21 protein-coding genes and 1 pseudogene are annotated in these 25,448 nt (G+C 71.0%); 17 read left to right on the top strand and 5 right to left on the bottom strand.

Going from position 1 to position 25,448, the window contains the following annotated elements:
* Nucleotides 1-69: 69 nt before the first annotated feature.
* Nucleotides 70-2,502, top strand: a complete 2,433-nt coding sequence (locus NOD94_RS11860; protein ID WP_281205802.1) for a bifunctional (p)ppGpp synthetase/guanosine-3',5'-bis(diphosphate) 3'-pyrophosphohydrolase — start codon at nt 70-72, stop codon at nt 2,500-2,502.
* A 116-nt stretch (nt 2,503-2,618) separates the two neighbouring features.
* Here the strand turns inward: NOD94_RS11860 and NOD94_RS11855 are convergent, their stop codons facing one another.
* The 3 genes from NOD94_RS11855 to NOD94_RS11845 all read right to left on the bottom strand — a co-directional run bounded on the left by NOD94_RS11855 (nt 2,619) and on the right by NOD94_RS11845 (nt 6,307).
* A complete protein-coding gene (locus NOD94_RS11855) occupies nt 2,619-3,872 on the bottom strand; it encodes a glycosyltransferase family 39 protein (RefSeq protein WP_281205801.1) in 1,254 nt (417 codons plus the stop codon).
* 217 nt (nt 3,873-4,089) lie between these two features.
* Complete coding sequence (locus NOD94_RS11850; RefSeq protein WP_281205800.1) at nt 4,090-5,319, bottom strand: DUF349 domain-containing protein; 1,230 nt, start codon at nt 5,317-5,319, stop codon at nt 4,090-4,092.
* Between the two features lie 202 nt (nt 5,320-5,521).
* Nucleotides 5,522-6,307: a peptidylprolyl isomerase gene (locus NOD94_RS11845; protein WP_281205799.1), complete on the bottom strand. Its 786-nt coding sequence runs from the start codon at nt 6,305-6,307 to the stop codon at nt 5,522-5,524.
* Between the two features lie 152 nt (nt 6,308-6,459).
* Here NOD94_RS11845 and NOD94_RS11840 point away from each other — a divergent pair, with 152 nt between their 5' ends.
* The 5 genes and pseudogenes from NOD94_RS11840 to NOD94_RS41400 form a co-directional block, all read left to right on the top strand.
* Nucleotides 6,460-7,173 carry an MBL fold metallo-hydrolase gene (locus NOD94_RS11840; RefSeq protein WP_281205798.1) on the top strand — a complete coding sequence of 238 codons (714 nt, stop codon included), beginning with the start codon at nt 6,460-6,462 and terminating at the stop codon, nt 7,171-7,173.
* Nucleotides 7,174-7,183: 10 nt separating this feature from the next.
* The gene (gene hisS / locus NOD94_RS11835) at nt 7,184-8,443 is read left to right on the top strand and encodes a histidine--tRNA ligase (protein ID WP_281205797.1); all 1,260 of its coding nucleotides are present in this window, start codon (nt 7,184-7,186) and stop codon (nt 8,441-8,443) included.
* 146 nt (nt 8,444-8,589) lie between these two features.
* A complete protein-coding gene (locus NOD94_RS11830; protein ID WP_281205796.1) occupies nt 8,590-9,204 on the top strand; it encodes a vitamin K epoxide reductase family protein in 615 nt (204 codons plus the stop codon).
* Between the two features lie 44 nt (nt 9,205-9,248).
* Nucleotides 9,249-10,601, top strand: coding sequence for a replication-associated recombination protein A (locus tag NOD94_RS11825; protein ID WP_281205795.1), 1,353 nt, complete (start codon nt 9,249-9,251; stop codon nt 10,599-10,601).
* A gap of 57 nt (nt 10,602-10,658) precedes the next feature.
* Nucleotides 10,659-11,336 (top strand): annotated as a pseudogene (locus NOD94_RS41400) (HNH endonuclease family protein); the annotation flags it as partial.
* A gap of 45 nt (nt 11,337-11,381) precedes the next feature.
* Here the strand turns inward: NOD94_RS41400 and NOD94_RS11815 are convergent.
* Nucleotides 11,382-12,068, bottom strand: a complete 687-nt coding sequence (locus tag NOD94_RS11815) for a DUF2470 domain-containing protein (protein WP_281205793.1) — start codon at nt 12,066-12,068, stop codon at nt 11,382-11,384.
* 280 nt (nt 12,069-12,348) lie between these two features.
* Between NOD94_RS11815 and rpsD the strand changes: the two genes are divergently transcribed.
* Complete coding sequence (gene rpsD, locus NOD94_RS11810) at nt 12,349-12,960, top strand: 30S ribosomal protein S4 (RefSeq protein ID WP_008740451.1); 612 nt, start codon at nt 12,349-12,351, stop codon at nt 12,958-12,960.
* Between the two features lie 20 nt (nt 12,961-12,980).
* On the opposite strand, the gene NOD94_RS11805 is transcribed toward rpsD, so the two are convergent.
* Complete coding sequence (locus tag NOD94_RS11805; RefSeq protein ID WP_281205792.1) at nt 12,981-15,179, bottom strand: AAA family ATPase; 2,199 nt, start codon at nt 15,177-15,179, stop codon at nt 12,981-12,983.
* Between the two features lie 146 nt (nt 15,180-15,325).
* On the opposite strand from NOD94_RS11805, the gene NOD94_RS11800 reads away from it, so the two are divergent.
* The 10 genes from NOD94_RS11800 to aroQ all read left to right on the top strand — a co-directional run bounded on the left by NOD94_RS11800 (nt 15,326) and on the right by aroQ (nt 25,403).
* Nucleotides 15,326-15,769 carry a DUF948 domain-containing protein gene (locus NOD94_RS11800; protein ID WP_281205791.1) on the top strand — a complete coding sequence of 148 codons (444 nt, stop codon included), beginning with the start codon at nt 15,326-15,328 and terminating at the stop codon, nt 15,767-15,769.
* 8 nt (nt 15,770-15,777) lie between these two features.
* Complete coding sequence (locus NOD94_RS11795) at nt 15,778-16,122, top strand: DUF6167 family protein (protein WP_281205790.1); 345 nt, start codon at nt 15,778-15,780, stop codon at nt 16,120-16,122.
* Entirely contained in the window at nt 16,122-18,791 is a 2,670-nt protein-coding gene (gene alaS / locus NOD94_RS11790; protein ID WP_281205789.1) for an alanine--tRNA ligase, read from the top strand. Before NOD94_RS11795 ends, alaS begins: the two co-directional genes overlap by 1 nt.
* Before the next feature lie 2 nt (nt 18,792-18,793).
* Complete coding sequence (gene ruvX / locus NOD94_RS11785; RefSeq protein WP_281205788.1) at nt 18,794-19,264, top strand: Holliday junction resolvase RuvX; 471 nt, start codon at nt 18,794-18,796, stop codon at nt 19,262-19,264.
* A gap of 128 nt (nt 19,265-19,392) precedes the next feature.
* Nucleotides 19,393-21,141 carry an endolytic transglycosylase MltG gene (mltG, locus tag NOD94_RS11780; RefSeq protein WP_281205787.1) on the top strand — a complete coding sequence of 583 codons (1,749 nt, stop codon included), beginning with the start codon at nt 19,393-19,395 and terminating at the stop codon, nt 21,139-21,141.
* 7 nt (nt 21,142-21,148) lie between these two features.
* A complete protein-coding gene (locus NOD94_RS11775) occupies nt 21,149-21,970 on the top strand; it encodes a shikimate dehydrogenase (RefSeq protein WP_281205786.1) in 822 nt (273 codons plus the stop codon).
* Between the two features lie 208 nt (nt 21,971-22,178).
* Nucleotides 22,179-23,363 carry a chorismate synthase gene (gene aroC, locus NOD94_RS11770; RefSeq protein ID WP_281205785.1) on the top strand — a complete coding sequence of 395 codons (1,185 nt, stop codon included), beginning with the start codon at nt 22,179-22,181 and terminating at the stop codon, nt 23,361-23,363.
* Nucleotides 23,360-23,878, top strand: a complete 519-nt coding sequence (locus NOD94_RS11765) for a shikimate kinase (protein WP_281205784.1) — start codon at nt 23,360-23,362, stop codon at nt 23,876-23,878. The genes aroC and NOD94_RS11765 overlap by 4 nt, the downstream gene beginning before the upstream one ends.
* Nucleotides 23,875-24,966, top strand: coding sequence for a 3-dehydroquinate synthase (aroB, locus tag NOD94_RS11760; protein ID WP_281205783.1), 1,092 nt, complete (start codon nt 23,875-23,877; stop codon nt 24,964-24,966). The genes NOD94_RS11765 and aroB overlap by 4 nt, the downstream gene beginning before the upstream one ends.
* Nucleotides 24,963-25,403 (top strand): type II 3-dehydroquinate dehydratase, encoded by a 441-nt coding sequence (gene aroQ, locus NOD94_RS11755; protein ID WP_281205782.1) that lies wholly within the window; start codon nt 24,963-24,965, stop codon nt 25,401-25,403. Before aroB ends, aroQ begins: the two co-directional genes overlap by 4 nt.
* Nucleotides 25,404-25,448 lie beyond the last annotated feature (45 nt).

Genomic DNA, 25,448 nt, shown 5'->3' with positions numbered 1-25,448 from the left:
GGGCGCAACCCTCGCTACCATGGGTTATCCGGACCTGACCGGGGCCCCGGATCCGCATGAGGAGCGCTCTTGCCAGACGAGGTCCAGCCACTCTCCGCCGCGCAGCCCGACCCGCAGGCCGAGCCGGCCGCGGCGGCCGCCGCCACGCCCCCGCCGCCGCCGCCGGCCCCGCCGGTCAAGCCCGCTCCGGCGAAGCAGGCCGGTTCCTCCAACCGGGTGCGCGCCCGGCTGGCCCGCCTCGGCGTGCAGCGTTCCAACCCGTACAACCCGGTACTGGAACCCCTGCTCCGCATAGTCCGCAGCAACGACCCGAAGATCTCGACGGAGACCCTGCGCCAGATCGAGCAGGCCTACCAGGTCGCCGAACGCTGGCACCGGGGCCAGAAGCGCAAGAGCGGCGACCCGTACATCACCCACCCGCTCGCGGTGACCACCATCCTCGCCGAGCTCGGCATGGACCCCGCGACGCTCATGGCGGGCCTGCTGCACGACACCGTCGAGGACACCGAGTACGGCCTGGAGCAGCTGCGCCGCGACTTCGGCGACGCCGTCGCCCTGCTTGTCGACGGCGTCACCAAGCTGGACCGGGTCAAGTTCGGCGAGGCCGCCCAGGCCGAGACCGTCCGCAAGATGGTCGTCGCCATGGCCAAGGACCCCCGGGTCCTGGTCATCAAGCTCGCCGACCGCCTGCACAACATGCGCACCATGCGGTACCTCAAGCGGGAGAAGCAGGAGAAGAAGGCCCGCGAGACCCTTGAGATCTACGCGCCGCTGGCCCACCGCCTCGGCATGAACACCATCAAGTGGGAGCTGGAGGACCTCGCCTTCGCGATCCTCTACCCCAAGATGTACGACGAGATCGTGCGGCTGGTCGCCGAGCGCGCCCCCAAGCGCGACGAGTACCTGGCCGTCGTCACCGACGAGGTGATGACGGACCTGCGGGCCGCCCGCATCAAGGCCACGGTCACGGGGCGCCCCAAGCACTACTACAGCGTCTACCAGAAGATGATCGTCCGCGGCCGTGACTTCGCGGAGATCTACGACCTGGTGGGCATCCGCGTCCTCGTGGACACCGTCCGGGACTGCTACGCGGCCCTCGGCACGGTGCACGCGCGCTGGAACCCGGTCCCCGGCCGGTTCAAGGACTACATCGCGATGCCCAAGTTCAACATGTACCAGTCGCTGCACACGACGGTCATCGGGCCCAGCGGCAAGCCGGTCGAACTGCAGATCCGCACCTTCGACATGCACCGCCGCGCCGAGTACGGCATCGCCGCGCACTGGAAGTACAAGCAGCAGACCGTCGCCGGCACCTCCAAGGTCCGCACCGACGTCCCGCAGGCGGCCAAGGGCAGCGCCGGCCAGGACACCGTCAACGACATGGCCTGGCTGCGGCAGTTGCTCGACTGGCAGAAGGAGACCGAGGACCCGGGCGAGTTCCTCGACTCGCTGCGCTTCGACCTCTCCCGCAACGAGGTCTTCGTCTTCACGCCCAAGGGCGACGTCATCGCGCTGCCCGCCGGCGCGACCTCCGTGGACTTCGCGTACGCCGTCCACACCGAGGTCGGCCACCGGACCATAGGGGCGCGGGTCAACGGACGGCTGGTACCGCTCGAATCGACCCTCGACAACGGCGACCTGGTCGAGGTCTTCACCTCCAAGGCCGAGGGCGCCGGCCCGTCCCGGGACTGGCTCGGTTTCGTCAAGTCGCCCCGGGCCCGGAACAAGATCCGCGGCTGGTTCTCCAAGGAGCGCCGCGACGAGGCCATCGAGCACGGCAAGGACGCCATCGCGCGGGCCATGCGCAAGCAGAACCTGCCGATCCAACGCATCCTGACCGGCGACTCCCTCGTCACGCTCGCCCACGAGATGCGCTACCCCGACATCTCCTCGCTGTACGCGGCGATCGGCGAGGGCCACGTGGCCGCGCAGGGCGTCGTGCAGAAACTGGTGCAGGCCCTCGGTGGCGAGGACGCGGCCAACGAGGACATGGAGGAGAGCATCCCGCCGGCCCGCGGCCGCAGCAAGCGGCGGGGCAACGCCGATCCCGGCGTGGTGGTCAAGGGCGTCGACGACGTATGGGTCAAGCTGGCCCGCTGCTGCACCCCGGTGCCGGGCGACCCGATCATCGGCTTCGTCACCCGGGGCAGTGGCGTATCGGTTCACCGCGCGGACTGCGTCAACGTCGACTCCCTCTCCCAGCAGCCCGAGCGGATGCTGGAAGTGGAATGGGCGCCCACCCAGTCCTCCGTCTTCCTGGTCGCCATCCAGGTCGAGGCGCTGGACCGGTCCCGGCTGCTGTCGGACGTCACCCGCGTCCTGTCGGACCAGCACGTGAACATCCTCTCCGCGGCCGTGCAGACCTCGCGCGACCGGGTGGCGACCTCCCGGTTCACCTTCGAGATGGGCGACCCGAAGCACCTGGGCCACGTCCTGAAGGCGGTCCGCGGAGTCGAGGGCGTGTACGACGTCTACCGCGTGACCTCGGCCCGCAGGCCGTAGCGCGGTCCGGGCGCGGCAGTACCGGCGGACACGAGAGCGGGCGCCACCCCCCGGGGGGGTGGCGCCCGCTCTCGTACCTCACACCGGGACGGACCGACGGCTTCCGGACGTCCGGATCAGGGGGAACCCCACCAGACGAAGGACAGGTTGCCCCCGAAGAGCGCGGAGACGACCGCGGTCGGTCCGACGATCCACAGCACCGTGGCGCGGCGGGCCCTCGCGAGCGCCAGCGCGAACGGGAACAGCAGCGGGAACGCCAGCATGATGAAGCGCATCTTCGAGAAGTAGTACTCCCCCCCGCCGCCCAGCGATATCAGCAAGATCATGGCGGTGTAGATCCATACGACCATCGGGGGCCGGTGCTTGCGCGTCATCAGGACGAACAGCACCACGGCCGTGACCACGGTCAGCGAGACGACGACGTGGTTGAGGGTCGTCTGCACCTCGGTGAACGTCTTCTTCAGCCCCACCAAGGTGTCGAAGCCACCGTCGAAAACGGAACCCCACCGCCGCTGGAGCTCGAAGTAGCCGTTCCACTGCCCGAAGTACCAACCCACATACCCCACGTAGCCGAACCAGCCCAGCGGGGCGATCAGCGAGGCCGCCACGATCCGGCCGACCGGGGGCCGCTTCGCACGGCGCTTGCGCAGCCACTGCACGTACTCCCACACCCCGGCCAGCACCACCGCCGCGACGATGGCCGACCCCGACGGGCGGGTGGCACCCGCGACGAAGGCCAGCACGCCCGCCGTCAGCCAGGACCTCGTCATCACGGCGTACATCGCCCAGACCGCCAGGGCGAGGAACAGCGGCTCGGTGTACGCCATCGACTGGACCAGCGCGGCCGGCACGATCGCGAACAGGGCGCAGGTGAACAGTGCGACGCGGCGGCCGTAGATCCGGTCGGTGACGGCGAAGATGCCCCAGGCGGCGACGACCGAGGCGAGGAGCGCGAGGCCCATCGCCACCCAGTTCATGGGCAGTCCCGTGACGTACGAGGTGTACCGGATCAGCATCGGGTAGACCGGGAAGAACGCGAGCTGGCAGTCCGGCCCCGCGAACCCGCACGGCGAGGGGTTCGGCATCGGGGTCGTCAGACCGTTCTGGGCCATGTGCAGGTAGTAGACCGCGTCCCAGCGCCCGCCCAGGATCTCCAGGGGCCGCACGTCCTTGCGCTCGGCCCAGACGGCCATGACGGCCAGTCCGGTGGCCCGGAGCGCGACGTGGATCAGCAGCGCCTTGCGGGCCCGCAGGAGGCTGGCGAGTACGCGCCGTCCGACACCTCGGAGCCCGGAATCCCCCGTGCCCCCGAGCGGTGTGGAAACGGCCACCGAGTCCGGGACTTCGGCGCGTATCTGGGTATGCGTCACATTCGATCCTGCTCGTCGCCCGATGGTGGGCCGCCATCTGCGGCACCGCACAACGGTACACAGGGGTCAGGTGCTGTCGGTGCGCACCCTGTATGGAAACCACGTGACGAATCGGTGACCCACGATGAGGATCACACAGCGGATGGGCACCACCGGACGATTCCGGTGATGCCCATCACTTCGTACCCGACGGAGCCCGTGGACTCAGCCGCCGAACTCAGCCGCCGAACTCCTCAAGGCCCTTCAGCGCCTGGTCCAGCAGGGCCTGCCGGCCCTCCAGCTCACGGGCCAGCTTGTCGGCCTTCGCGTTGTTGCCCGCCGCGCGGGCGGCGTCGACCTGTGCGCGCAGCTTGTCGACGGCCGCCTGGAGCTGACCCGTCAGACCGGCGGCACGCGCCCGGGCCTCCGGGTTCGTCCGCCGCCACTCGCCTTCCTCGGCCTCCTGGATGGCGCGCTCCACGGTGTGCATCCGACCCTCGACCTTGGGACGGGCGTCCCGCGGTACGTGGCCGATGGCCTCCCAGCGCTCGTTCAGCGAGCGGAACGCGGCGCGGGCCGCCTTCAGGTCCGTCACCGGGACGAGCTTCTCCGCCTCGACGGCCAGCTCCTCCTTCAGCTTCAGGTTCTCGATCTGCTCGGCGTCCCGCTCGGCGAAGACCTCGCCGCGCGCCGCGAAGAACACGTCCTGCGCGCCGCGGAAGCGGTTCCACAGGTCGTCCTCGGACTCGCGCTGCGCCCGGCCGGCAGCCTTCCAACTGTCCATCAGTTCGCGGTAGCGGGCGGCCGTCGGACCCCAGTCCGTCGACTTCGACAGCGACTCGGCCTCCGCGACCAGCTTCTCCTTGGCCTTGCGCGCGTCCTCGCGCTGGGCGTCCAGCGCGGCGAAGTGCGCCTTGCGGCGCTTGGAGAAGGCGGACCGGGCGTGCGAGAAGCGGTGCCACAGCTCGTCGTCCGACTTGCGGTCCAGCCGCGGCAGACCCTTCCAGATGTCGACGAGCGCCCGCAGCCGCTCGCCCGCCGAGCGCCACTGGTCGCTCTGCGCCAGCTGCTCGGCCTCGGTCACCAGCGCGTCCTTGGCCGTGCGGGCCTCGTCCGCCTGCTTGGCCTTCTGGACCTTGCGCTCCTCGCGCCGCGAGTCGACGGTCGACACCAACTTGTCGAGCCGCACGCGCAGCGCCGCCAGGTCGCCCACGGCGTGGTGCTCGTCCACCTGCGTCCGCAGGTGCTCGATGGCCGTCTGGGCGTCCTTGGCGGACAGATCGGTGGTCCGCACCCGCCGTTCGAGGAGGCCGATCTCGACCACCAGGCCCTCGTACTTGCGCTCGAAGTAGGCCAGGGCCTCCTCAGGGGTGCCCGCCTGCCACGAGCCGACGACCTGCTCGCCCTCGGAAGTACGCACGTACACGGTGCCGGTCTCGTCGACTCGGCCCCACGGGTCGCTGCTCACAGCGCCTCCTCCACCTGATGCCGTCGAGGGGGTTCGCCCCCCGGGCATCGTCCACAGTTTCCTGGGGCGGGCAGCGCCCGCCCTGCACAACGCCAACATAGGCGACCGCCGGGTCGGCTGTCCGCATCCCGCACGACGGAATATCGACGTACGGGAGACCCGCCGGAGGCGGGCCGGCCCGGCCCGACGGTCGCCGGACCGGTCAGTTCTTGGTGACCGTGCCCTTCTCGATGGTCACGGGGGTCTTCGGAGCGCCGTCCGGGGTTCCGGTCGCCGTACCGGCCTTGGCGACCTCCTCCAGGACCTTCACCCCGGCCGGGTCGATCTTGCCGAAGGGCGTGTACTGGGGGGCCAGCGGGCTGTCCTTGTAGACCAGGAAGAACTGGCTGCCGCCGGTTCCGGGCTGACCCGTGTTGGCCATCGCGACGGTGCCCGCCGGGTAGATGACCTGACCCTGCTCGTTCGGCTTGCCGAGCGCGTCCAGGTTCTCGTCCGGGATGTTGTAGCCCGGGCCGCCGGAACCGGTGCCCTCGGGGTCACCGCACTGCAGGACGAAGATCCCGCCGGTCACCAGGCGGTGGCACTTCGTGTTGTCGAAGAAGCCCTTGTCGGCCAGTGCCTTGAACGAGTTCACGGTCTGCGGGGTCTTCGCCGCGTCCATCTCGAACTTGATCGCGCCGGCGCTCGTCTTCAGGTCGAAGGTGTACTTCGCCTTGTCGTCGATCGCCATCGCCGGCGGCGACTGCTTGGGCGTGGGAGTGGGCGAGGCCGAGGGGGACGCGTCCGCCGCCGGCTCGACGGTCTTGTCCTCGCTGTCGAAGACACCGCCCGCGATGAGGCCCACCAGAGTGGCCACCACCACGGCCGCGGCCGCGCCGATCACGGCCAGCCGCTGCCTCGACTTGCGCCGGGCCTCCGCCCTGCGCTGCTGCTGGCGCTCGTACTTCTCCCTGGCGAGCTGTCGCCGACGCTGATCGCTCGTGACCACCGGGTCGTCTCCTTGTGCGTCTCTGGTACCGCTGTCCGGGCTGGGTTAGGCCGTACCGTATATGGGTTCGCTGTGTAATGAGCGGCGCCGGTAGGCTCTGAGCAGCAGATTCCGATCCGCTGCCTCCCGCCGGACGACGATTGAGGACGAACGTGCTGATTGCCGGGTTCCCCGCCGGGGCCTGGGGGACCAACTGCTACCTGGTCGCCCCCGCCGCGGGTGAGGAGTGCGTGATCATCGACCCGGGCCACCAAGCGGCCCAGGGAGTCGAGGAGACGCTGAAGAAGCATCGGCTCAAGCCCGTCGCGGTCGTCCTCACCCACGGCCACATCGACCACGTCGCCTCGGTGGTCCCGGTGTGCGGGGCACACGACGTACCGGCCTGGATCCACCCCGAGGACCGCTACATGATGAGCGACCCGGAGAAGGCCCTCGGCCGTTCCATCGGGATGCCGCTCATGGGGGAGCTGACCGTGGGGGAGCCGGACGACGTCCGCGAGCTCACCGACGGCAGCAGCCTGAAGCTCGCCGGGATGGAGTTCTCCGTGGCGCACGCGCCCGGGCATACCAAGGGGTCGGTGGCCTTCAGGATGCCCGAGTCGGCCGACGTTCCGCCGGTCTTCTTCTCGGGCGACCTGCTCTTCGCCGGCTCCATCGGACGCACCGACCTGCCCGGCGGCTCCCACGCCGAGATGCTCGAATCGCTGGCCCGCGTGTGCCTGCCGCTCGACGACTCCACCGTGGTGCTGTCCGGCCACGGCCCCCAGACCACCATCGGCCGCGAGCGGACGACCAACCCGTACCTGCGGGAGGTCGCCGCCGGCCTGGCAGCGGACCCGAAAGCCGCTCCACGACGAGGAATGTGACGAGAGCTCCGTGAGCACCTTCAAGGCCCCCAAGGGCACGTACGACCTGATCCCGCCCTACTCGGCGAAGTACCTGGCGGTCCGCGAGGCCATCTCCGCCCCGCTGCGCACGGCCGGATACGGCTACATCGAGACCCCCGGTTTCGAGGACGTGAACCTCTTCGCGCGCGGTGTCGGCGAGTCCACCGACATCGTCACCAAGGAGATGTTCACCCTCACCACCAAGGGCGGCTCGAACCTGGCCCTGCGCCCGGAGGGCACCGCCTCCGTGCTGCGCGCGGCCCTGGAGGCCAGCCTGCACAAGCAGGGCAACCTGCCGGCCAAGCTCTGGTACTCGGGCTCGTACTACCGCTACGAGCGCCCGCAGAAGGGCCGCTACCGCCACTTCTCGCAGGTCGGCGCGGAGGCGATCGGCGCCGAGGACCCGGCCCTCGACGCCGAGCTGATCATCCTGGCCGACCAGGCCTACCGCGGCCTGGGCCTGCGGAACTTCCGGATCCTGCTGAACTCGCTCGGCGACAAGGAGTGCCGTCCCGTCTACCGGGAGGCCCTCCAGGCGTTCCTGGGCGGACTGGACCTGGACGAGGAGACCGTCCGCAGGGCCGAGATCAACCCGCTGCGCGTCCTCGACGACAAGCGCCCCGAGGTCCAGAAGCAGCTGGTCGGCGCCCCCGTGCTGCGCGACTACCTGTGCGACGCCTGCAAGACGTACCACGAGGAGGTCCGGGCGCTGATCACGGCCGCCGGAGTGGCCTTCGAGGACGACGAGAAGCTGGTGCGCGGCCTCGACTACTACACCCGCACCACCTTCGAGTTCGTCCACGACGGCCTGGGCTCGCAGTCCGCCGTCGGTGGCGGTGGCCGCTACGACGGCCTGTCCGAGATGATCGGCGGACCGGCGCTGCCCTCGGTCGGCTGGGCGCTCGGCGTGGACCGCACGGTGCTGGCACTGGAGGCCGAGGGCATCGCCCTGGACATCCCGGCGGCGACGACGGTGTTCGCGGTGGCCCTGGGCGAGGCCAAGGCGACCGTGTTCGGACTGGTGACGCAGCTGCGCAAGGAGGGCGTCGCGGCCGACATGTCCTACGGCGGCAAGGGGCTCAAGGGCGCCATGAAGGACGCGAACCGCAGCGGCGCCCGCTTCGCCGTCGTCGCGGGCGACCGCGACATCGCCGAGGGCGTCGTCCAGCTCAAGGACATGGAGTCCGGCGAACAGGGCCCGGTGGCCCTGGCCGACCTGGTGACCGCGGTCAAGGCCCGCCTGGCCTGACCGACGGCGCGCCTGCGCGGGGCGGTACGGGGACCGGTGGTCCCCGTACCGCCCCGCGTCCTTATCCCCATCGAACGGCCGACAGGTACCCCCGTACGGCACAATGGCCGGTGCTTGATGACCTTGCAGATGTGGAGCGGGCGGGTATGACGACAACAGGTGCGGGCGCGGAAACCGGCCCCCGGACGTTCGGCGGCAGCCGCGCCCTGGCGCTGCTGCTGGTGATCACGGGAGCCGCGGGCCTGCTCGCGGCCTGGGTGATCACGATCGACAAGTTCAAGCTGCTGGAGGACCCGAACTTCACGCCGGGCTGCAGCCTGAACCCGATCGTCTCCTGCGGCAACATCATGAAGAGCGACCAGGCGGCCGTCTTCGGCTTCCCGAACCCCATGCTCGGACTGGTCGCCTACGGCATGGTCGTCTGCGTCGGCATGAGCCTGCTCGCCGGCGCGCGCTTTCGCCCCTGGTACTGGCTGACCCTGAACGCGGGCACCCTGTTCGGCGTCGTCTTCTGCGCCTGGCTCACCTACCAGTCGCTGTACAACATCAACTCGCTCTGCCTGTGGTGCTGCCTGGCCTGGGTCGCCACGATCTTCATGTTCTGGTACGTGACCTCGCACAACGTGCGCCAGGGCCTGCTCCCCGCCCCCGCCTGGCTGCGCGGCTTCCTCGACGAGTTCACCTGGGTCCTGCCCGTGCTGCACGTCGGGATCATCGGCATGCTGATCCTGACCCGCTGGTGGGACTTCTGGACCTCCTGAGCCGTCCGGCCGGGACTGTCGGTGGCCTCGCATAGGCTTTCGGTGTGGAACCAGACCTCTTCACCGCCGCAGCCGAGGAACGCCTGGCGAAGGACCCGTCTGCCTCGCCGCTGGCGGTCCGGATGCGCCCCCGCACCCTGGACGAGGTGGTCGGGCAGCAACACCTCCTCAAGCCCGGATCGCCGCTGCGCCGACTGGTGGGGGAGGGTGCGGGCGGACCGGCCGGAGCCTCGTCGGTGATCCTCTGGGGGCCGCCCGGCATCGGCAAGACGACCCTCGCCTACGTGGTCAGCCAGGCGACGCAGAAGCGCTTCGTGGAACTCTCGGCGATCACCGCGGGCGTCAAGGAGGTCCGCGCGGTCATCGAGGGCGCCAAGCGGGCCGCCGGCGGCTACGGCAAGGACACCGTCCTCTTCCTCGACGAGATCCACCGCTTCAGCAAGGCCCAGCAGGACTCCCTGCTCCCGGCAGTGGAGAACCGCTGGGTCACCCTGATCGCGGCGACGACGGAGAACCCGTACTTCTCGATCATCTCCCCCCTGCTGTCCCGCTCCCTGTTGCTCACCCTCGAACCCCTGACGGACGGCGACCTGAGCGCGCTGATGCGCCGCGCGCTGACCGAGGACCGGGGACTCGACGGAGCCGTGACCCTGCCGACGGACGCGGAGGCGCACCTGCTGCGGATCGCCGGCGGCGACGCCCGCCGGGCGCTCACCGCACTGGAGGCGGCGGCCGGCTCGGCCATCTCCAAGGGCGAGGGCGAGATCACCCTGCAGACCGTCGAGGAGGCGGTCGACCGCGCGGCCGTCCGCTACGACAAGGACGGCGACCAGCACTACGACGTGGCGAGCGCGCTGATCAAGTCGATCCGCGGCTCCGACGTGGACGCGGCGCTGCACTACCTGGCCCGGATGATCGACGCGGGCGAGGACCCCCGGTTCATCGCCCGGCGCCTGATGATCTCCGCGAGCGAGGACATCGGACTGGCCGACCCGACGGCCCTGCAGCTCGCCGTCGCCGCGGCCCAGGCCGTCGCCATGATCGGCTTCCCGGAAGCGGCGCTGACCCTGTCGCACGCCACCATCGCCCTGGCGCTCGCCCCCAAGTCGAACACCGCCACCACCGCGATCGGCGCCGCGCTGGCCGACGTACGGGCCGGACTGGCGGGCACGGTGCCGCCGCACCTGCGCGACGGGCACTACAAGGGGGCGGCGAAGCTCGGGCACGCCCAGGGGTACGTCTACCCGCACGACGTACCGGGCGCCATCGCGGCGCAGCAGTACGCCCCGGACGAGATCCACGGCAAGCGGTACTACGAGCCGACCCGCTACGGCGCCGAGGCCCGGTACGCGGACGTGGTGGACAAGGTGCGGGAGCGGCTGCGCGGCGGGTCCTGACCCGGGGCGTCGCGCGCCGTCCGATTCCGCACCGGGGCCGGGCATACCCTCCGGGCCATGGGACGCCGTACTCCGCTCATCGCCGCGACGACGACGGCGACGCTGCTGCTGATCGGCGGCTGCCACCACGAGGAGCCGGACCGGCCACGGAACAGCACGGCCGCGCCGCTCGCCCGGATCCCGACGGCGAGCCCCGGCTTCCCACCCTCCGCGGCCGGCGCGAAGGCGCGGCTGGCGGGGCTGAAGGTCGAATGGGGCAAGAACTGGCAGACGTACCGGCGGGAGGAGTTCGGCCGGTACTGGTCGGACGAGACGGATGCCGTCGGCGGCCGCAACGGCTGCGACACCCGTGACGACGTCCTGCGGCGGGACCTCACCGAACTGCGCGAGGGCGACCGCAACCCCTGCGTGGTGGTCTCCGGAGTCCTGGACGACCCGTACACCGGCACGCGGCTCCCCTACTCCTACCGGCGCGCCTCGCAGATCCAGACCGACCACGTGGTCGCCCTCGGCGCCGCCTGGCGGGGCGGCGCGTACGCCTGGACGCCGCGGCGCAGGCTGGAGTACGCCAACGACCTCGACGTGCTGCTCGCCGTGGACAAGCAGACGAACCAGGACAAGGGCAGCAGGACCGCGGACAAGTGGAAACCGCCGCGGCGCGCGTTCTGGTGCGAGTACGGACGCCGGTACACAGGCATCAAGGCCAAGTACGGGCTCTCCGTGACGCCGCCCGAAAAGGCGGCGCTGGAGGAACTGCTGGCGACCTGCCCCGCCCAGGCCCTAGCGGGACGCGGCCGAGAAGAGGGTGTGCATGGCGCGGCGCAGGCCGCAGATGTCCGTGACCGGCTCGGGGAAGTCGAAACGGGCGTCGAAGGAGGACTCCTCGGCGTCGCCGCTGAAGCGCACGCGCAGACCCAGACGGTCCAGGGCGAGCGGGACGGCCCTCATGCCCTGGGCCTCGCGCGGCCCGAGCAGCCCGCACAGATCCGCGATCCGGTCGCCGTGGGCGGTGTGCAGGTGCTGGAGGAGCTCCGTCTCGTGCGCCACCATCGGGTCCGGCTCGACCCCGGCGAGGTCCTCGGGGTCGACGTGCTCGGCACCCCACAGGTCGTCCACCGAGATCTCGCCGACCTCCAGGCGCAGCATCATCCAGGCCGGCCGGCCGGTGTGGGGCGCGTCGAGGGACTCGGACATGCCCAGTAGCTCGCCCACCGGGCGCCGCTCCGCGAGCAGCGCGGCGCAGGTCGCGCGGTCGTCCCCGCGCACCGGCGTCAGCCACCCGGCCAGCCACGCGCGGCCTCGGATACGATGGGGCACGGACACCGGCGCCACGTCCGTGATCTCGATCACGGCCGTGAGGTCGTCGTCCTGGGCGTGAGCGGCTGCCCTGGCAGCCGTGGATTCCCCGGAAACAAGGAGAATCACGTCCCCGTCCGGGGTGACGGTCCGTGCGGCCGGCATCCCCATCCCCAGCTCCTCGGACTCGTGACTGTCACGAGCACCCGGCAGGGTGAGGGATACTGAGGCGTTGGACTCTACGAGGGTTCGTACGCGTTCGGCTCCGGTGAGCTGCCGAACGCCTTCCCTGGGACGCGGCTGACCTTGCCTATCGTCGTCGAAAGCGGATTCCGTTTCGTTGGAATCCGAACTTCGCTGCGCACTGGGCAGGGGGATCCCATGTGGTCGAGACATTACGTCCTCCTCGCTAAGGTAAGCCTCACCTAACTTACATGGAGGTAGGTTCCACGTGAACCAGAAGCGACCCAAGGTCAAGAAGTCGCGTGCCCTCGGCATTGCGCTGACCCCGAAGGCCGTCAAGTACTTCGAGGCCCGCCCCTACCCGCCGGGCGAGCACGGCCGTGGCCGCAAGCAGAACTCGGACTACAAGGTTCGTCTGCTGGAGAAGCAGCGTCTGCGCGCTCAGTACGACATCTCCGAGCGTCAGATGGCCCGCGCGTACGACCGCGCCAAGAAGGCCGAAGGCAAGACGGGCGAGGCGCTTGTCGTCGAGCTCGAGCGTCGCCTCGACGCCCTGGTCCTGCGTTCGGGCATCGCCCGCACCATCTACCAGGCCCGCCAGATGGTCGTTCACGGCCACATCGAGGTCAACGGTGACAAGGTCGACAAGCCGTCGTTCCGTGTCCGCCCGGACGACGTCATCACCGTGCGCGAGCGCAGCCGCGAGAAGGTTCCGTTCCAGGTTGCCCGTGAGGGTGGCTACGCAGGCGAGGGCGAGACCCCGCGCTACCTGCAGGTCAACCTGAAGGCCCTGGCCTTCCGCCTGGACCGTGACCCGAACCGCAAGGAAATCCCGGTCATCTGCGACGAGCAGCTCGTCGTCGAGTACTACGCCCGCTGATCCGTCGGCAGGCGTAGCCCTCACAGGCTGGTGTCAACCCGTCGTCCCCTCCGGGGGGCGGCGGGTTTTCCCGTTCTCGGGCTCCCGTCCCGACCGGGCACCCAGCGCGCCCGCAGGACCAGGGCGTCCACGCTCAGCTGCCGCCCCTCCTCGGCGTGCACCGCGTACCGCTCGGGGCCGAGCGCCTCACCGGCCCGCTCCTGGCACATCAGCCGGGGCGCGTTGAAGTACCCCGAGCCGAACAACCGCAGCCCGACCCCGCCCCACATCGGCTCCGCCGCGCCCTGGAGCACCGCCGCCTCCGCGGGCCTGCCCTCGGTGACCGTGACCAGGGCCAGCAGCTCCACCGCCAGCACCAGCCCCACCAGGTCCCGGAACGCGTGGTTGACGGTCACGCACTCGGTCAGCAGTCGCCGGGCACCGGCCGTGTCCCCCGCGTCCAGCGCCGCGTACGCCAACACGTACAGGGCGTACGCCTTCGTCCAGCGTTCCCCGCGGTCCTCGCAGATCTCCCGGACCTCCTCGCACAGCGTGGCCGCGGCCGCCAGCTCGCCCTGGAACGCCATCGCCATCGCCAGCTCCACCTGGCACATCAGCACGTTGCTGTTCAGCTCCCCGGCCTCCCGGTACAGGGCCAGCGCCGAGCCCAGCAGCTCCCCTGCCCGCGCCATGTCGTCCGAGACCAGGGCGAGGCAGCCCATCCGGTGCACCGCGTACGCCGCCGCCACCCGGTTCCCGGACCGCTGCGCGCCGTCGCGGCACTCGTGCAGGGCGCTCATCGACGCCACCGCGTCGCCCTGGAGCGCCGCCACGTAGCCGAGCACCCACAGCGCCTTGAGCCGGGAACCCTCGTACTCCTCCTGCCCGCCGCCCGGGACGGGCTCCAGGGTCCGGTCGAGCCAGTGGCGCCCCTCCGTGAGCCGGCCGCAGCCCGCCCAGTAGAACCAGAGGGTGCCGGCCAGGTACTGGCCCAGGTGCAGCTCCTCGGGCTCGTCCAGGCAGCACTCCAGGGCGAGGCGCAGGTTCGGCAGCTCCGCCTCCACGAGGGCCGCCACCTCCTGCTGGCGCGGGCTGAACCAATCCAGCTCGCACCAGGTGGCCAGGCCCATGTACCAGTCCCGGTGGCGCCGCCGCAGCCGGGTGGCGTCACCCTGGGACTCCAGCCAGCCCACCCCGTACAGCCTCACGGTCTCCAGCATCCGGTAGCGCACCCCGGCCGGGGTCTCCTCCCGGACCAGCAGGGACTGCGCGAGGAGTTCGCCGATCACGTCGAGCACGGAGTCCACCGGCAGGTCGGGGCCCGCGCACACGTACTCGGCGGCGTCCAGGTCGAACTGCCCGGCGAAGACCGACAGTCGGGCCCACAGCAGCCGCTCACCGGGGGCGCACAGTTCGTGGCTCCACCCGATGGCCGTCCTCAGCGCCCGGTGCCGGGGCGGCGCCCCGCGCGCGCCGCCGGTCAGCAGCGCGAAGCGGTCCTCCAGTCGGGTCAGCACCTGGGCGGGCGACAGCGCCCGCAGCCGGCCCGCCGCCAACTCCAGGGCCAGCGGGATCCCGTCCAGCCGGGCGCACAGCTCGACCAGCAGCGGCCGGTTCGCCTCCGTCACCGCGAAGGCCGGGTCGGCGGCCGTCGCCCGCCCGACCAGCAGCTCCAGGGCCCCGGCGGGCTCCAGCGGGGCCAGTGGGAAGACCTGCTCGCCCTCCACCGCGAGCGTGCGCCGGCCCGCCGCGAGCACCCGCAGACCGGGGGAGCGGCGCAGCAGCTCCGCCAGCAGCTCGGCCGTCTCCTCGACCAACTGCTCGAAGCCGTCCACGACCAGCAGCAGTCGCCGCCCCGCCAGGTGCTCGGCCAGCACCGTCCGGGGCGGCCGCGTGGTGTGGTCCGTCAGCCCGAGCGCCTCGGCGAGGGTGAACTCCAGCAACGCCGGATCCCGTACGCAGGACAGCTCGGCCAACCACACGCCGTCGAAGTAGCGTTCCTGCGGTCCCGGCCCCGCCCCTTCCACGGGCGTTGCGTACGGCGGTCCGCCGGCGGCCGCACGGGCCGCCGCCAGGGCCAGTCGGGACTTGCCCACCCCGCCGACCCCGGTGACCGTCACCAGCCGGGCGGAATCCAGGAGCCGCGCCAGTCGGGCCAGTTCGCCACCCCGCCCGACGAACCCGCTGAGCTCCGAGGGAAGATTGCCCCGGGTCCTGATTCGGAAGGGTCTCTGTCGCATGGGACACGGAGGGTACTGGTCCGGGTGCGCTGCGTACAAGGCGATCACGCCGGCCCGGGAATTCCGGTACTGCGGCGGATCTCCGGCGCGATAGGGTCGGAGGAGACTTTTCTCCGTAGGTTTTCAGATTCAGGGAGCGGTGCATCGTGTCCGGTGGAGAGGTGGCCGGGATCCTCGTGGCCGTCTTCTGGGCCATCCTGGTCTCCTTCCTCGCCGTCGTACTGGTGAGGCTCGCCCAGGTGCTGAAGGCGACGACGAAGCTGGTGGCCGACGTGACGGAGCAGGCCGTTCCGCTGCTCGCGGACGCCTCCACCACCGTCCGCTCCGCGCGCACCCAGATCGACCGGGTCGACGCCATCGCCAGCGACGTGCAGGAGGTCACCTCCAACGCCTCCGCCCTGTCCTCCACCGTGGCCTCCACCTTCGGCGGACCGCTGGTCAAGGTCGCGGCCTTCGGCTACGGCGTCCGCCGGGCCCTCGGCCGTACGGACACCGCGGCGACCGGCCGCGAACCGCAGAAGACGTCCCGGCGCACCGTGATCGTCGGCCGTACGGTGCCGACGCCCCGCCGCCGGAAGCAGAAGGGCTGAGACCGCCGATGTTCCGCCGAGCCTTCTGGTTCACCGCAGGCGCCGCCGCCGGCGTGTGGGCCACCACCAAGGTCAACCGCCGGCTCAAGAAGCTGACGCCGGAGAGCCTCGCCGCCCAGGCCGCCGACAAGGCCGTGGAGGCGGGGCACCGCCTCAAGGACTTCGCCCTCGACGTCAAGGCGGGAATGACGCAGCGCGAGGACGAGCTGAACGACGCACTGGGGCTGACCCAGGACCCCGATGCCCCCCACAACGTCACCGCCCTCCCCGGGCCGCGGCGGATGCGGGCCATCGGGCACGACAAGAACAACCACCGACCGAAGTTTTCGTACGACCGGAATGAGGACCACTGATGGAGTCGGCTGAAATCCGCCGCCGCTGGCTGAGCTTCTTCGAGGAGCGCGGTCACACCGTTGTCCCTTCGGCGTCGCTCATCGCGGACGACCCGACTCTGCTGCTGGTGCCCGCGGGCATGGTGCCGTTCAAGCCGTACTTCCTGGGCGAGGTCAAGCCGCCCGCGTCCACGCTCACCAGCGTGCAGAAGTGCGTCCGCACCCCGGACATCGAAGAGGTCGGCAAGACCACCCGCCACGGCACGTTCTTCCAGATGTGCGGCAACTTCTCCTTCGGGGACTACTTCAAGGAAGGCGCCATCAAGTACGCCTGGGAGCTGCTCACCAGCTCCGTGGCGGACGGCGGCTACGGCCTGGACCCCGAGAAGCTCTGGATCACCGTCTACCTCGACGACGACGAGGCCGAGCAGATCTGGCGCGACGTCATCGGCGTCCCCGCCGAGCGCATCCAGCGCCTGGGCAAGAAGGACAACTTCTGGTCCATGGGCGTCCCCGGCCCCTGCGGCCCGTGCTCGGAGATCAACTACGACCGCGGTCCCGAGTTCGGCGTCGAGGGCGGCCCGGCCGTCAACGACGAGCGCTACGTGGAGATCTGGAACCTGGTCTTCATGCAGTACGAGCGCGGCGCGGGCGACGGGAAGGAGGACTTCCCGATCCTCGGCGACCTGCCGTCGAAGAACATCGACACCGGCCTCGGCCTGGAACGTCTCGCCATGATCCTGCAGGGCGTGCAGAACATGTACGAGACCGACACCCTGCGCGTGGTCATGGACAAGGCCACCGAGCTGACCGGCGTGCGCTACGGCGCCGCCCAGGGCACCGACGTCTCGCTCCGCGTGGTCGCCGACCACATCCGCACCTCCGCCATGCTCATCGGCGACGGCGTCACCCCCGGCAACGAGGGCCGCGGCTACGTCCTGCGCCGCATCATGCGCCGCGCCATCCGCAACATGCGCCTCATGGGCGCCACCGGCCCGGTCGTCCAGGACCTCATCGGCGTCGTGATCGACACGATGGGCGCCCAGTACCCGGAGCTGATCACCGACCGCAAGCGCATCGAGACCGTCGCGCTCGCCGAGGAGGCCGCCTTCCTCAAGGCCGTCAAGGGCGGTACGAACATCCTCGACAGCGCCGTGACGGAGACCAAGGCCGCCGGCGGCACCGTCCTCTCCGGCGACAAGGCGTTCCTGCTCCACGACACCTGGGGCTTCCCGATCGACCTCACCCTGGAGATGGCCGCGGAACAGGGCCTCGCCGTGGACGAGCCCGGTTTCCGCCGCCTCATGCAGGAGCAGCGCGACCGGGCCAAGGCCGACGCCAAGGCCAAGAAGACCGGCCACGCGGACATGTCCGCCTACCGCGAGATCGCCGACGGCTCCGGCGCCACCGAGTTCACCGGCTACGCCACCACCCAGGGCGAGTCCACCATCGTCGGCCTGCTGGTCAACGGCGTCTCCTCGCCGGCCGCCACCGAGGGCGACGAGGTCGAGGTCGTCCTCGACCGCACCCCGTTCTACGCCGAGGGCGGCGGCCAGCTCGCCGACCAGGGCCGGATCCGGCTCGACTCCGGCGCCGTGATCGAGGTCCGCGACGTCCAGCAGCCGGTCCCCGGTGTCTCCGTGCACAAGGGCTCCGTCCAGGTCGGCGAGGTGACGGTCGGCGCCTCCGCGTACGCCGCCATCGACATCCACCGCCGCCGGGCCATCGCCCGCGCCCACTCGGCCACCCACCTGACGCACCAGGCGCTGCGCGACGCGCTCGGCCCGACGGCCGCCCAGGCCGGCTCCGAGAACTCTCCCGGCCGCTTCCGCTTCGACTTCGGCTCGCCGAACGCCGTCCCCGGCTCGGTCCTCACCGACGTCGAGCAGAAGATCAACGACGTGCTGTCGCGCGAGCTCGACGTCACCGCCGAGATCATGAGCATCGACGAGGCGAAGAAGCAGGGCGCCATCGCCGAGTTCGGCGAGAAGTACGGCGAGCGCGTGCGCGTCGTCACCATCGGCGACTTCTCCAAGGAGCTGTGCGGCGGTACGCACGTCGGCAACACCGCCCAGCTGGGCCTGGTGAAGCTGCTCGGCGAATCCTCCATCGGTTCCGGCGTGCGCCGCGTCGAGGCCCTGGTGGGCGTGGACGCGTACAACTTCCTCGCCAAGGAGCACACGGTCGTCGCCCAGCTCCAGGAGCTGGTCAAGGGCCGTCCCGAGGAGCTCCCGGAGAAGATCGCCTCCATGCTCGGCAAGCTGAAGGACGCCGAGAAGGAGATCGAGAAGTTCCGCGCGGAGAAGGTCCTCCAGGCCGCCGCCGGTCTCGCGCAGAACGCCCAGGACATCCACGGCGTCGCCCTCGTCGTCGGCCAGGTGCCGGACGGCACGGGCGCCGACGACCTGCGCAGGCTCGTCCTCGACGTGCGCGGCCGCATCCAGGGCGACCGCCCGGCCGTGGTGGCCCTGTTCACCGTGGCGAACGACCGCCCGCTGACCGTCATCGCCACCAACGAGGCGGCCCGCGAGCGGGGTCTCAAGGCCGGCGACCTGGTCCGCGCGGCCGCCAAGACCCTCGGTGGTGGTGGCGGCGGCAAGCCCGACGTCGCCCAGGGCGGTGGCCAGAACGCGGCCGCCGTACCGGAGGCCATCAGCGCCGTCGAGCGCCTCGTGGTCGAGACGGCCTGACGATGACGCTGCGCCGCGGCCGCCGACTGGCCGTAGACGTCGGGGACGCCCGGATCGGGGTCGCCTCCTGCGACCCCGACGGGGTCCTGGCCACACCGGTGGAAACCGTCCCGGGCCGGGACGTTCCGGCCGCCCACCGGCGGCTGCGGCAGCTCGTCGCGGAGTACGAGCCGCTGGAGGTCGTCGTCGGCCTTCCCCGCTCGCTCAGCGGGCGGGAGGGTCCGGCCGCGGCCAAGGTGCGCGTCTTCGCGAACGAACTGGCCAAGGGCATCAAACCGGTGGCGGTCCGACTGGTGGACGAGCGGATGACCACGGTCACCGCCGCCCAGGGGCTGCGGGCCTCCGGCAGGAACGCCAAGAAAGGCCGTTCGGTCATCGACCAGGCGGCCGCCGTGGTGATCCTGCAGAACGCCCTTGAGACCGAACGGGTATCAGGTAATCCGCCCGGTGAGTGCGTCGAAGTGGTTGTCTGATCGCGATACGGTAACGTTCCGCGAAATGAGACGGCATTCGAACAGCCGTCGCCACCACTAAAGAGGCGGAACCGGGTGTCGCGGCCGACGAAAGGCCGTGGCCTTCGTCTCGCGGCTCTAGGGGACCGATGACTGAGTATGGCCGGGGCGGCGGCTCCGAACCGTGGCATCCCGAGGATCCTCTCTACGGGGACCAGGGGTGGACCGCGCACCAGACCCAGCAGGGTCAGGTGCCGTACGGCGGCGCACCGCAGCAGCAGGCGCCGCAGTACCAGGAGCAGGTACCCCAGTACCAGTACCCGGAGCAGGTACCGCAGTACCAGGGGGGTCCGCAGCAGTACCCGGACCCGCAGTACCAGGACCCGCAGTACCAGCAGCAGTACGCCGCCCCGTACCCGCAGTACGTCGACCAGCAGCAGGGCTACGCCCCGCAGCACCCCGGTGCCCAGCCGCAGGCGCAGCCCCAGTCCCAGCAGCCGGTGTACGACTCCCAGGGCTGGGACACCGGCCAGGGCCAGTACGTGGCGGCCGTGCAGGCCGACCCCTACGCGGGGGCGGACCCGTACGCGCAGCAGGCCGTCGCCGGCTACCCCGGTGAGGCACCCGACCTGTACACCACCGAGGACGCCTACCCGCCGCCGCAGCCGCCGGGTCGGCGGCACCTGGAGCCCGATCCGGTCGACGAGCCGGAGGAGGAGCTGGAGTCCGAGCTGCTCGCCGCGGGCGGCGGTGGCGACGAGGACGAGCCGCGCGGCCGCCGGGGCGACCGCAAGGGCGGCGGCAAGAAGAAGGAAAAGAAGCGCAGCGGTACCGCCTGCCTGATCGCGGCCCTCGTCATCGTCGGCGTGGTCGGCGGTGGCGGCTACTACGGCTACTCCTACATCAAGGAGAGGTTCGCCACGGCCGCCGACTTCGCGGGCGAGGGCAGTGGCGAGACGATCGACGTCGAGATCCCCCAGGGCTCCACCGTCGCCCAGATCGGCAACATCCTGAAGAAGAGCGGCATCGTCGCGAGCGTCGACGCGTTCACGGCCGCGGCCGGTGCCAAGGGCAAGGCGATCCAGCCGGGCGTCTACCCGCTGAAGAAGAAGATGTCGGCGTCCGCCGCGGTCACCGTGATGCTGGACCCGAGCAAGCTGAACGTGCTCACCGTGCCGGAGGGCAAGCGGACCTACGAGGTCTACGAGCTGATCGACAAACGCCTCGGCAAGCAGGCCGGCACCACCGAGGAGATCGCCAAGCGCGACGCAAAGAACCTCGGCCTGCCCGCCTGGGCCGGCAACAACCCCAAGCTCATCGACCCGCTGGAGGGCTTCCTCTTCCCAGCGCGCTACGACATCGGCAAGGACAGCACGCCGGAGACGATCCTGCGGCAGATGGTCAAGAACGCGTCCGACAAGTACACCGAGCTGGGCGTCGAGGGCAAGGCCAAGGAACTCGGCCTGGAGAACCCGCTCCAGGTGATCACGGTCGCCAGCCTCGTCAACGCCGAGGGCAAGCACCACGAGGACTTCCGGAAGATGTCCGAGGTCGTCTACAACCGCTTGAAGAAGACGAACGACGTCACCAACCAGAAGATCGAGTTCGACTCGACCTACAACTACATCAAGCGCACCAGCCACCTGAACTTCAACATCAAGGAAGCCAGGGCGCTCGACAACCCCTACAACACGCACTTCGTCAAGGGCCTGCCCCCCGGTCCGATCGGGAACCCCGGCGAGGAAGCGCTGACCGCCACGCTCAACCCGGACCAGGGTGGTTGGATGTTCTTCGTGTCGGTCGACAGCAAGACGACGACCTTCACCAAGACCTACGAGGAGCACCAGAAGCTGGTGGACGAGTTCCTCGCGCGGCAGAACCAGAAGAACGGCGGATAGGCACGACATGTCACGGATACGGGCCGCGGTGTTGGGTTCGCCCATCGAGCACTCCCTCTCACCGGTGCTGCACCGCGCCGCCTACCGGGAGCTCGGCCTCGACGACTGGTCGTACGACCGCTTCGAGATCGACGAGGCCGCCCTCCCGGAGTTCGTGGGCGGCCTCGGCCCCGAGTGGGCCGGGCTGTCGCTGACGATGCCGCTCAAGCGGGCGATCATCCCGCTCCTCGACGGCGTCAGCGACACCGCGGCCTCGGTGGAGGCTGTCAACACGGTCGTCATGACCGAGGACGGCCGCCGCCTCGGCGACAACACCGACATCCCCGGCATCGTCGCGGCCCTGCACGAGCGGGGCGTCGAGAAGGTGCCCGCCGCGGCCGTCCTCGGGGCGGGCGCCACCGCCTCCTCGGCGCTGGCCGCCCTCTCCCGGATCTGCACCGGCGAGGTCACCGCGTACGTCCGCTCGCGCTCCCGCGCCGAGGAGATGCGCCGGTGGGGCGATCGGCTCGGCGTGGCCGTCCGCACCGCCGACTGGTCGGACGCGGCCGAGGCACTCGCCGCGCCGCTGGTCATCGCGACCACCCCGGCCGGTACGACGGACTCCCTGGCCGCGGCCGTTCCCGAGGGCGCCGGGACGCTCTTCGACGTCCTCTACGACCCCTGGCCGACCGCCCTGGCGGCGGCCTGGTCGGGGCGCGGCGGCGAGGTCGTCGGCGGCCTGGACCTGTTGGTCCACCAGGCGGTGCTCCAGGTCGGGGCGATGACCGGCCGCCCCGGACCGCTCGCGGCCATGCGCGCCGCGGGGGAGCGGGCCCTCGCCGAGCGTTAGGCCGGGCCGACGGATCGGGCCCGACGGATCGGGCCCGACCCGGCACCCGGCCGCGGCCGGCCGACGGCCCACCTGATGGACGAGCCGTCCGATAGCTGGACCGGGGCCCGGTACATCGCTCCGGACATGGGAGGATCGGGTAAGGCGGGTCAGGGCCGCGCACCCGATCGCGCCATCGCTGTGCCAGGCGCGAGCATGAGGAGCATCGTTGAGCAGGTTGCGTTGGCTGACCGCAGGAGAGTCGCACGGACCGGCACTGGTCGCGACGCTGGAGGGTCTTCCCGCCGGCGTCCCGGTCACCACCGAGCTGGTGGCCGACCACCTGGCCCGGCGCCGGCTCGGCTATGGCCGCGGTGCCCGGATGAAGTTCGAGCAGGACGAGATCACCTTCCTCGGCGGCGTCCGCCACGGCCTGTCCCAGGGCTCCCCGATCGCGGTCATGATCGGCAACACCGAGTGGCCCAAGTGGGAGACCGTGATGTCGGCCGACCCGGTCGACCCGTCGCTGCTCAAGGAGACCGGCCGCAACGCGCCGCTCACCCGCCCGCGCCCCGGCCACGCCGACCTCGCGGGCATGCAGAAGTACGGCTTCGACGAGGCCCGGCCGATCCTGGAGCGCGCCAGCGCCCGTGAGACCGCCGCCCGCGTCGCCCTCGGCGCCGTCGCCCGCTCCTTCATCAAGGAGGTCGCGGGCATCGAGATCGTCTCCCACGTGGTGGAACTGGCCGCGGCCAAGGCCCCGTACGGGGTCTACCCGACCCCCGCCGACGTCGACAAGCTCGACGCGGACCCGGTGCGCTGCCTCGACGCCGACGCCAGCAAGGCGATGGTCGCCGAGATCGACCAGGCCCACAAGGACGGCGACACCCTCGGCGGTGTCGTCGAGGTCCTCGCCTACGGCGTGCCCGTCGGCCTCGGCTCGCACGTCCACTGGGACCGTCGCCTCGACGCGCGCCTCGCGGCCGCCCTCATGGGCATCCAGGCCATCAAGGGCGTCGAGGTCGGCGACGGCTTCGACCTGGCCCGGGTGCCCGGCTCGAAGGCCCACGACGAGATCGTCTCCACCCCCGAGGGCCTCAAGCGGACCTCCGGCCGTGCCGGCGGCACCGAGGGCGGTCTGACCACCGGTGAACTGCTGCGCGTCCGGGCCGCGATGAAGCCCATCGCGACCGTGCCGCGCGCGCTGGCCACCGTGGACATCGCGACCGGTGAGGCGACGGTGGCCCACCACCAGCGCTCCGACGTCTGTGCCGTCCCGGCGGCGGGCATCGTCGCCGAGGCCATGGTCGCCCTGGTCCTCGCCGACGCCGTCGTCGAGAAGTTCGGCGGCGACTCGGTCCCCGAGACCCGTCGCAACGTCCGCTCGTACCTCGACAACCTGCAGATCCGGTGACGGGCGGACCACTGGTCGTCCTCGTCGGCCCCATGGGGTCCGGCAAGTCCACGGTGGGGGGCCTGCTCGCCGAACGGCTGGGCGTCCCCTACCGGGACACGGACGCCGACATCGTCGCCGCCCAGGGCCGGGAGATCTCCGACCTGTTCGTCGACGAGGGCGAGCCGTACTTCCGCGCGCTGGAACGGCGGGCCGTCGCGGCCGCCGTCGCCGAGCACAAGGGAGTCCTCGCCCTCGGCGGCGGAGCCGTCCTCGACGAGGGCACGCGCGGCCTGCTCGCCGGCCTGCCCGTCGTCTACCTGTCGATGGACGTCGAGGAGGCCGTGCGCCGCGTCGGCCTCGGCGCCGCACGACCGCTGCTCGCCGTCAACCCGCGCCGCCAGTGGCGCGAGTTGATGGAGGCCCGGCGCCCCCTGTACACCGAAGTCGCGCGCGTCGTGGTGGCCACCGACGACCGCACCCCCGAAGAGGTCGCCCAGGCGGTCCTCGACGCTCTGGAGTTGAAGGACGTATGACAGACCAGGTGACGCGGATCAACGTCGGCGCGAGCGCCGGGCACGACGCGTACGACGTGCTGGTCGGCCGGCAGCTGCTCGGCGAGCTGGGCAGCCTGATCGGTACGAAGGCACAGCGGGTCGCGGTGATCCACCCCGAGGCACTGGCCTCGACCGGTGAGGCGCTGCGGGACGACCTGGCGGCGCAGGGCTACGAGGCCGTCGCCATCCAGGTGCCGAACGCCGAGGAGGCCAAGACCGTCGAGGTCGCCGCCTACTGCTGGAAGGCGCTCGGACAGTCCGGCTTCACCCGTACCGACGTCATCGTCGGCGTGGGCGGCGGCGCCACCACCGACCTCGCGGGCTTCGTCGCGGCCACCTGGCTGCGCGGGGTGCGCTGGATCGCGGTTCCGACCACCGTCCTGGCGATGGTCGACGCGGCCGTCGGCGGCAAGACCGGCATCAACACGGCCGAGGGCAAGAACCTCGTCGGCTCGTTCCACCCGCCGGCCGGCGTGCTCTGCGACCTGGCGGCGCTGGACTCGCTGCCGGTCAACGACTACGTCAGCGGCCTCGCCGAGATCATCAAGGCCGGTTTCATCACCGACCCGGTGATCCTCGACCTGATCGAGGAGGACCCGCAGGCGGCCCGTACGCCCGCCGGCCCGCACACCGCCGAGCTGATCGTCCGCTCCATCCAGGTCAAGGCGGACGTGGTCTCCAGCGATCTCAAGGAAGCCGGGCTGCGGGAGATCCTCAACTACGGCCACACCCTCGCGCACGCCATCGAGAAGAACGAGCGCTACAAGTGGCGCCACGGCGCCGCCGTCTCCGTCGGCATGGTCTTCGCCGCCGAGCTCGGCCGGCTCGCCGGCCGCCTCGACGACGCGACGGCCGACCGGCACAAGGCGGTCCTCGCCTCCGTCGGGCTGCCGCTGACCTACCGCGGCGACCAGTGGCCCAAGCTGCTGGAGACGATGAAGCTCGACAAGAAGTCCCGCGGCGACCTGCTGCGCTTCATCGTCCTCGACGGGCTCGGCAAGCCGACCGTCCTGGAGGGCCCCGACCCGGCCGTGCTGTTCGCCGCCTTCGGCGAGGTCGCGGCGTGAGCCGGCGGGTCCTCGTCCTGAACGGCCCGAACCTGGGCCGGCTCGGGTCCCGCGAACCCGACGTGTACGGGGCCACCTCGTACGCCGGACTCGTCGAGAGCTGCCGCACCCTGGGTGCGGAGCTCGGCTTCGACGTGGAGGTCCGCGAGACCAACGACGAGGGCGAGCTCGTCCGTTGGCTGCACGAGGCGGCGGACGGCAAGATCCCGGTCGTGATCAACCCGGGCGCCTTCACGCACTACTCGTACGCCATGCGCGACGCCGCGGCCCAGCGGACCGCGCCGCTCATCGAGGTGCACATCTCCAACCCGTACGCCCGGGAGGAGTTCCGTCACACCTCGGTCATCGCGGCCGTGGCGACGGGTACCGTGGCGGGCTTCGGGCTGGGCTCGTACCGGCTGGCGCTCCGTGCGCTGGCGGAAGAGGTCACGGCCTGAGATAACGTTCTCGCATCAGTCGCCTGAACGAGACGGAGTGGCGCG

Source organism: Streptomyces sp. Isolate_45 (genome assembly GCF_024721315.2).
Taxonomy (GTDB): Bacteria; Actinomycetota; Actinomycetes; order Streptomycetales; family Streptomycetaceae; genus Streptomyces.
Note: the sequence above shows the minus strand (reverse complement) of the source record. Positions and strands in the feature narration are given on the sequence as shown.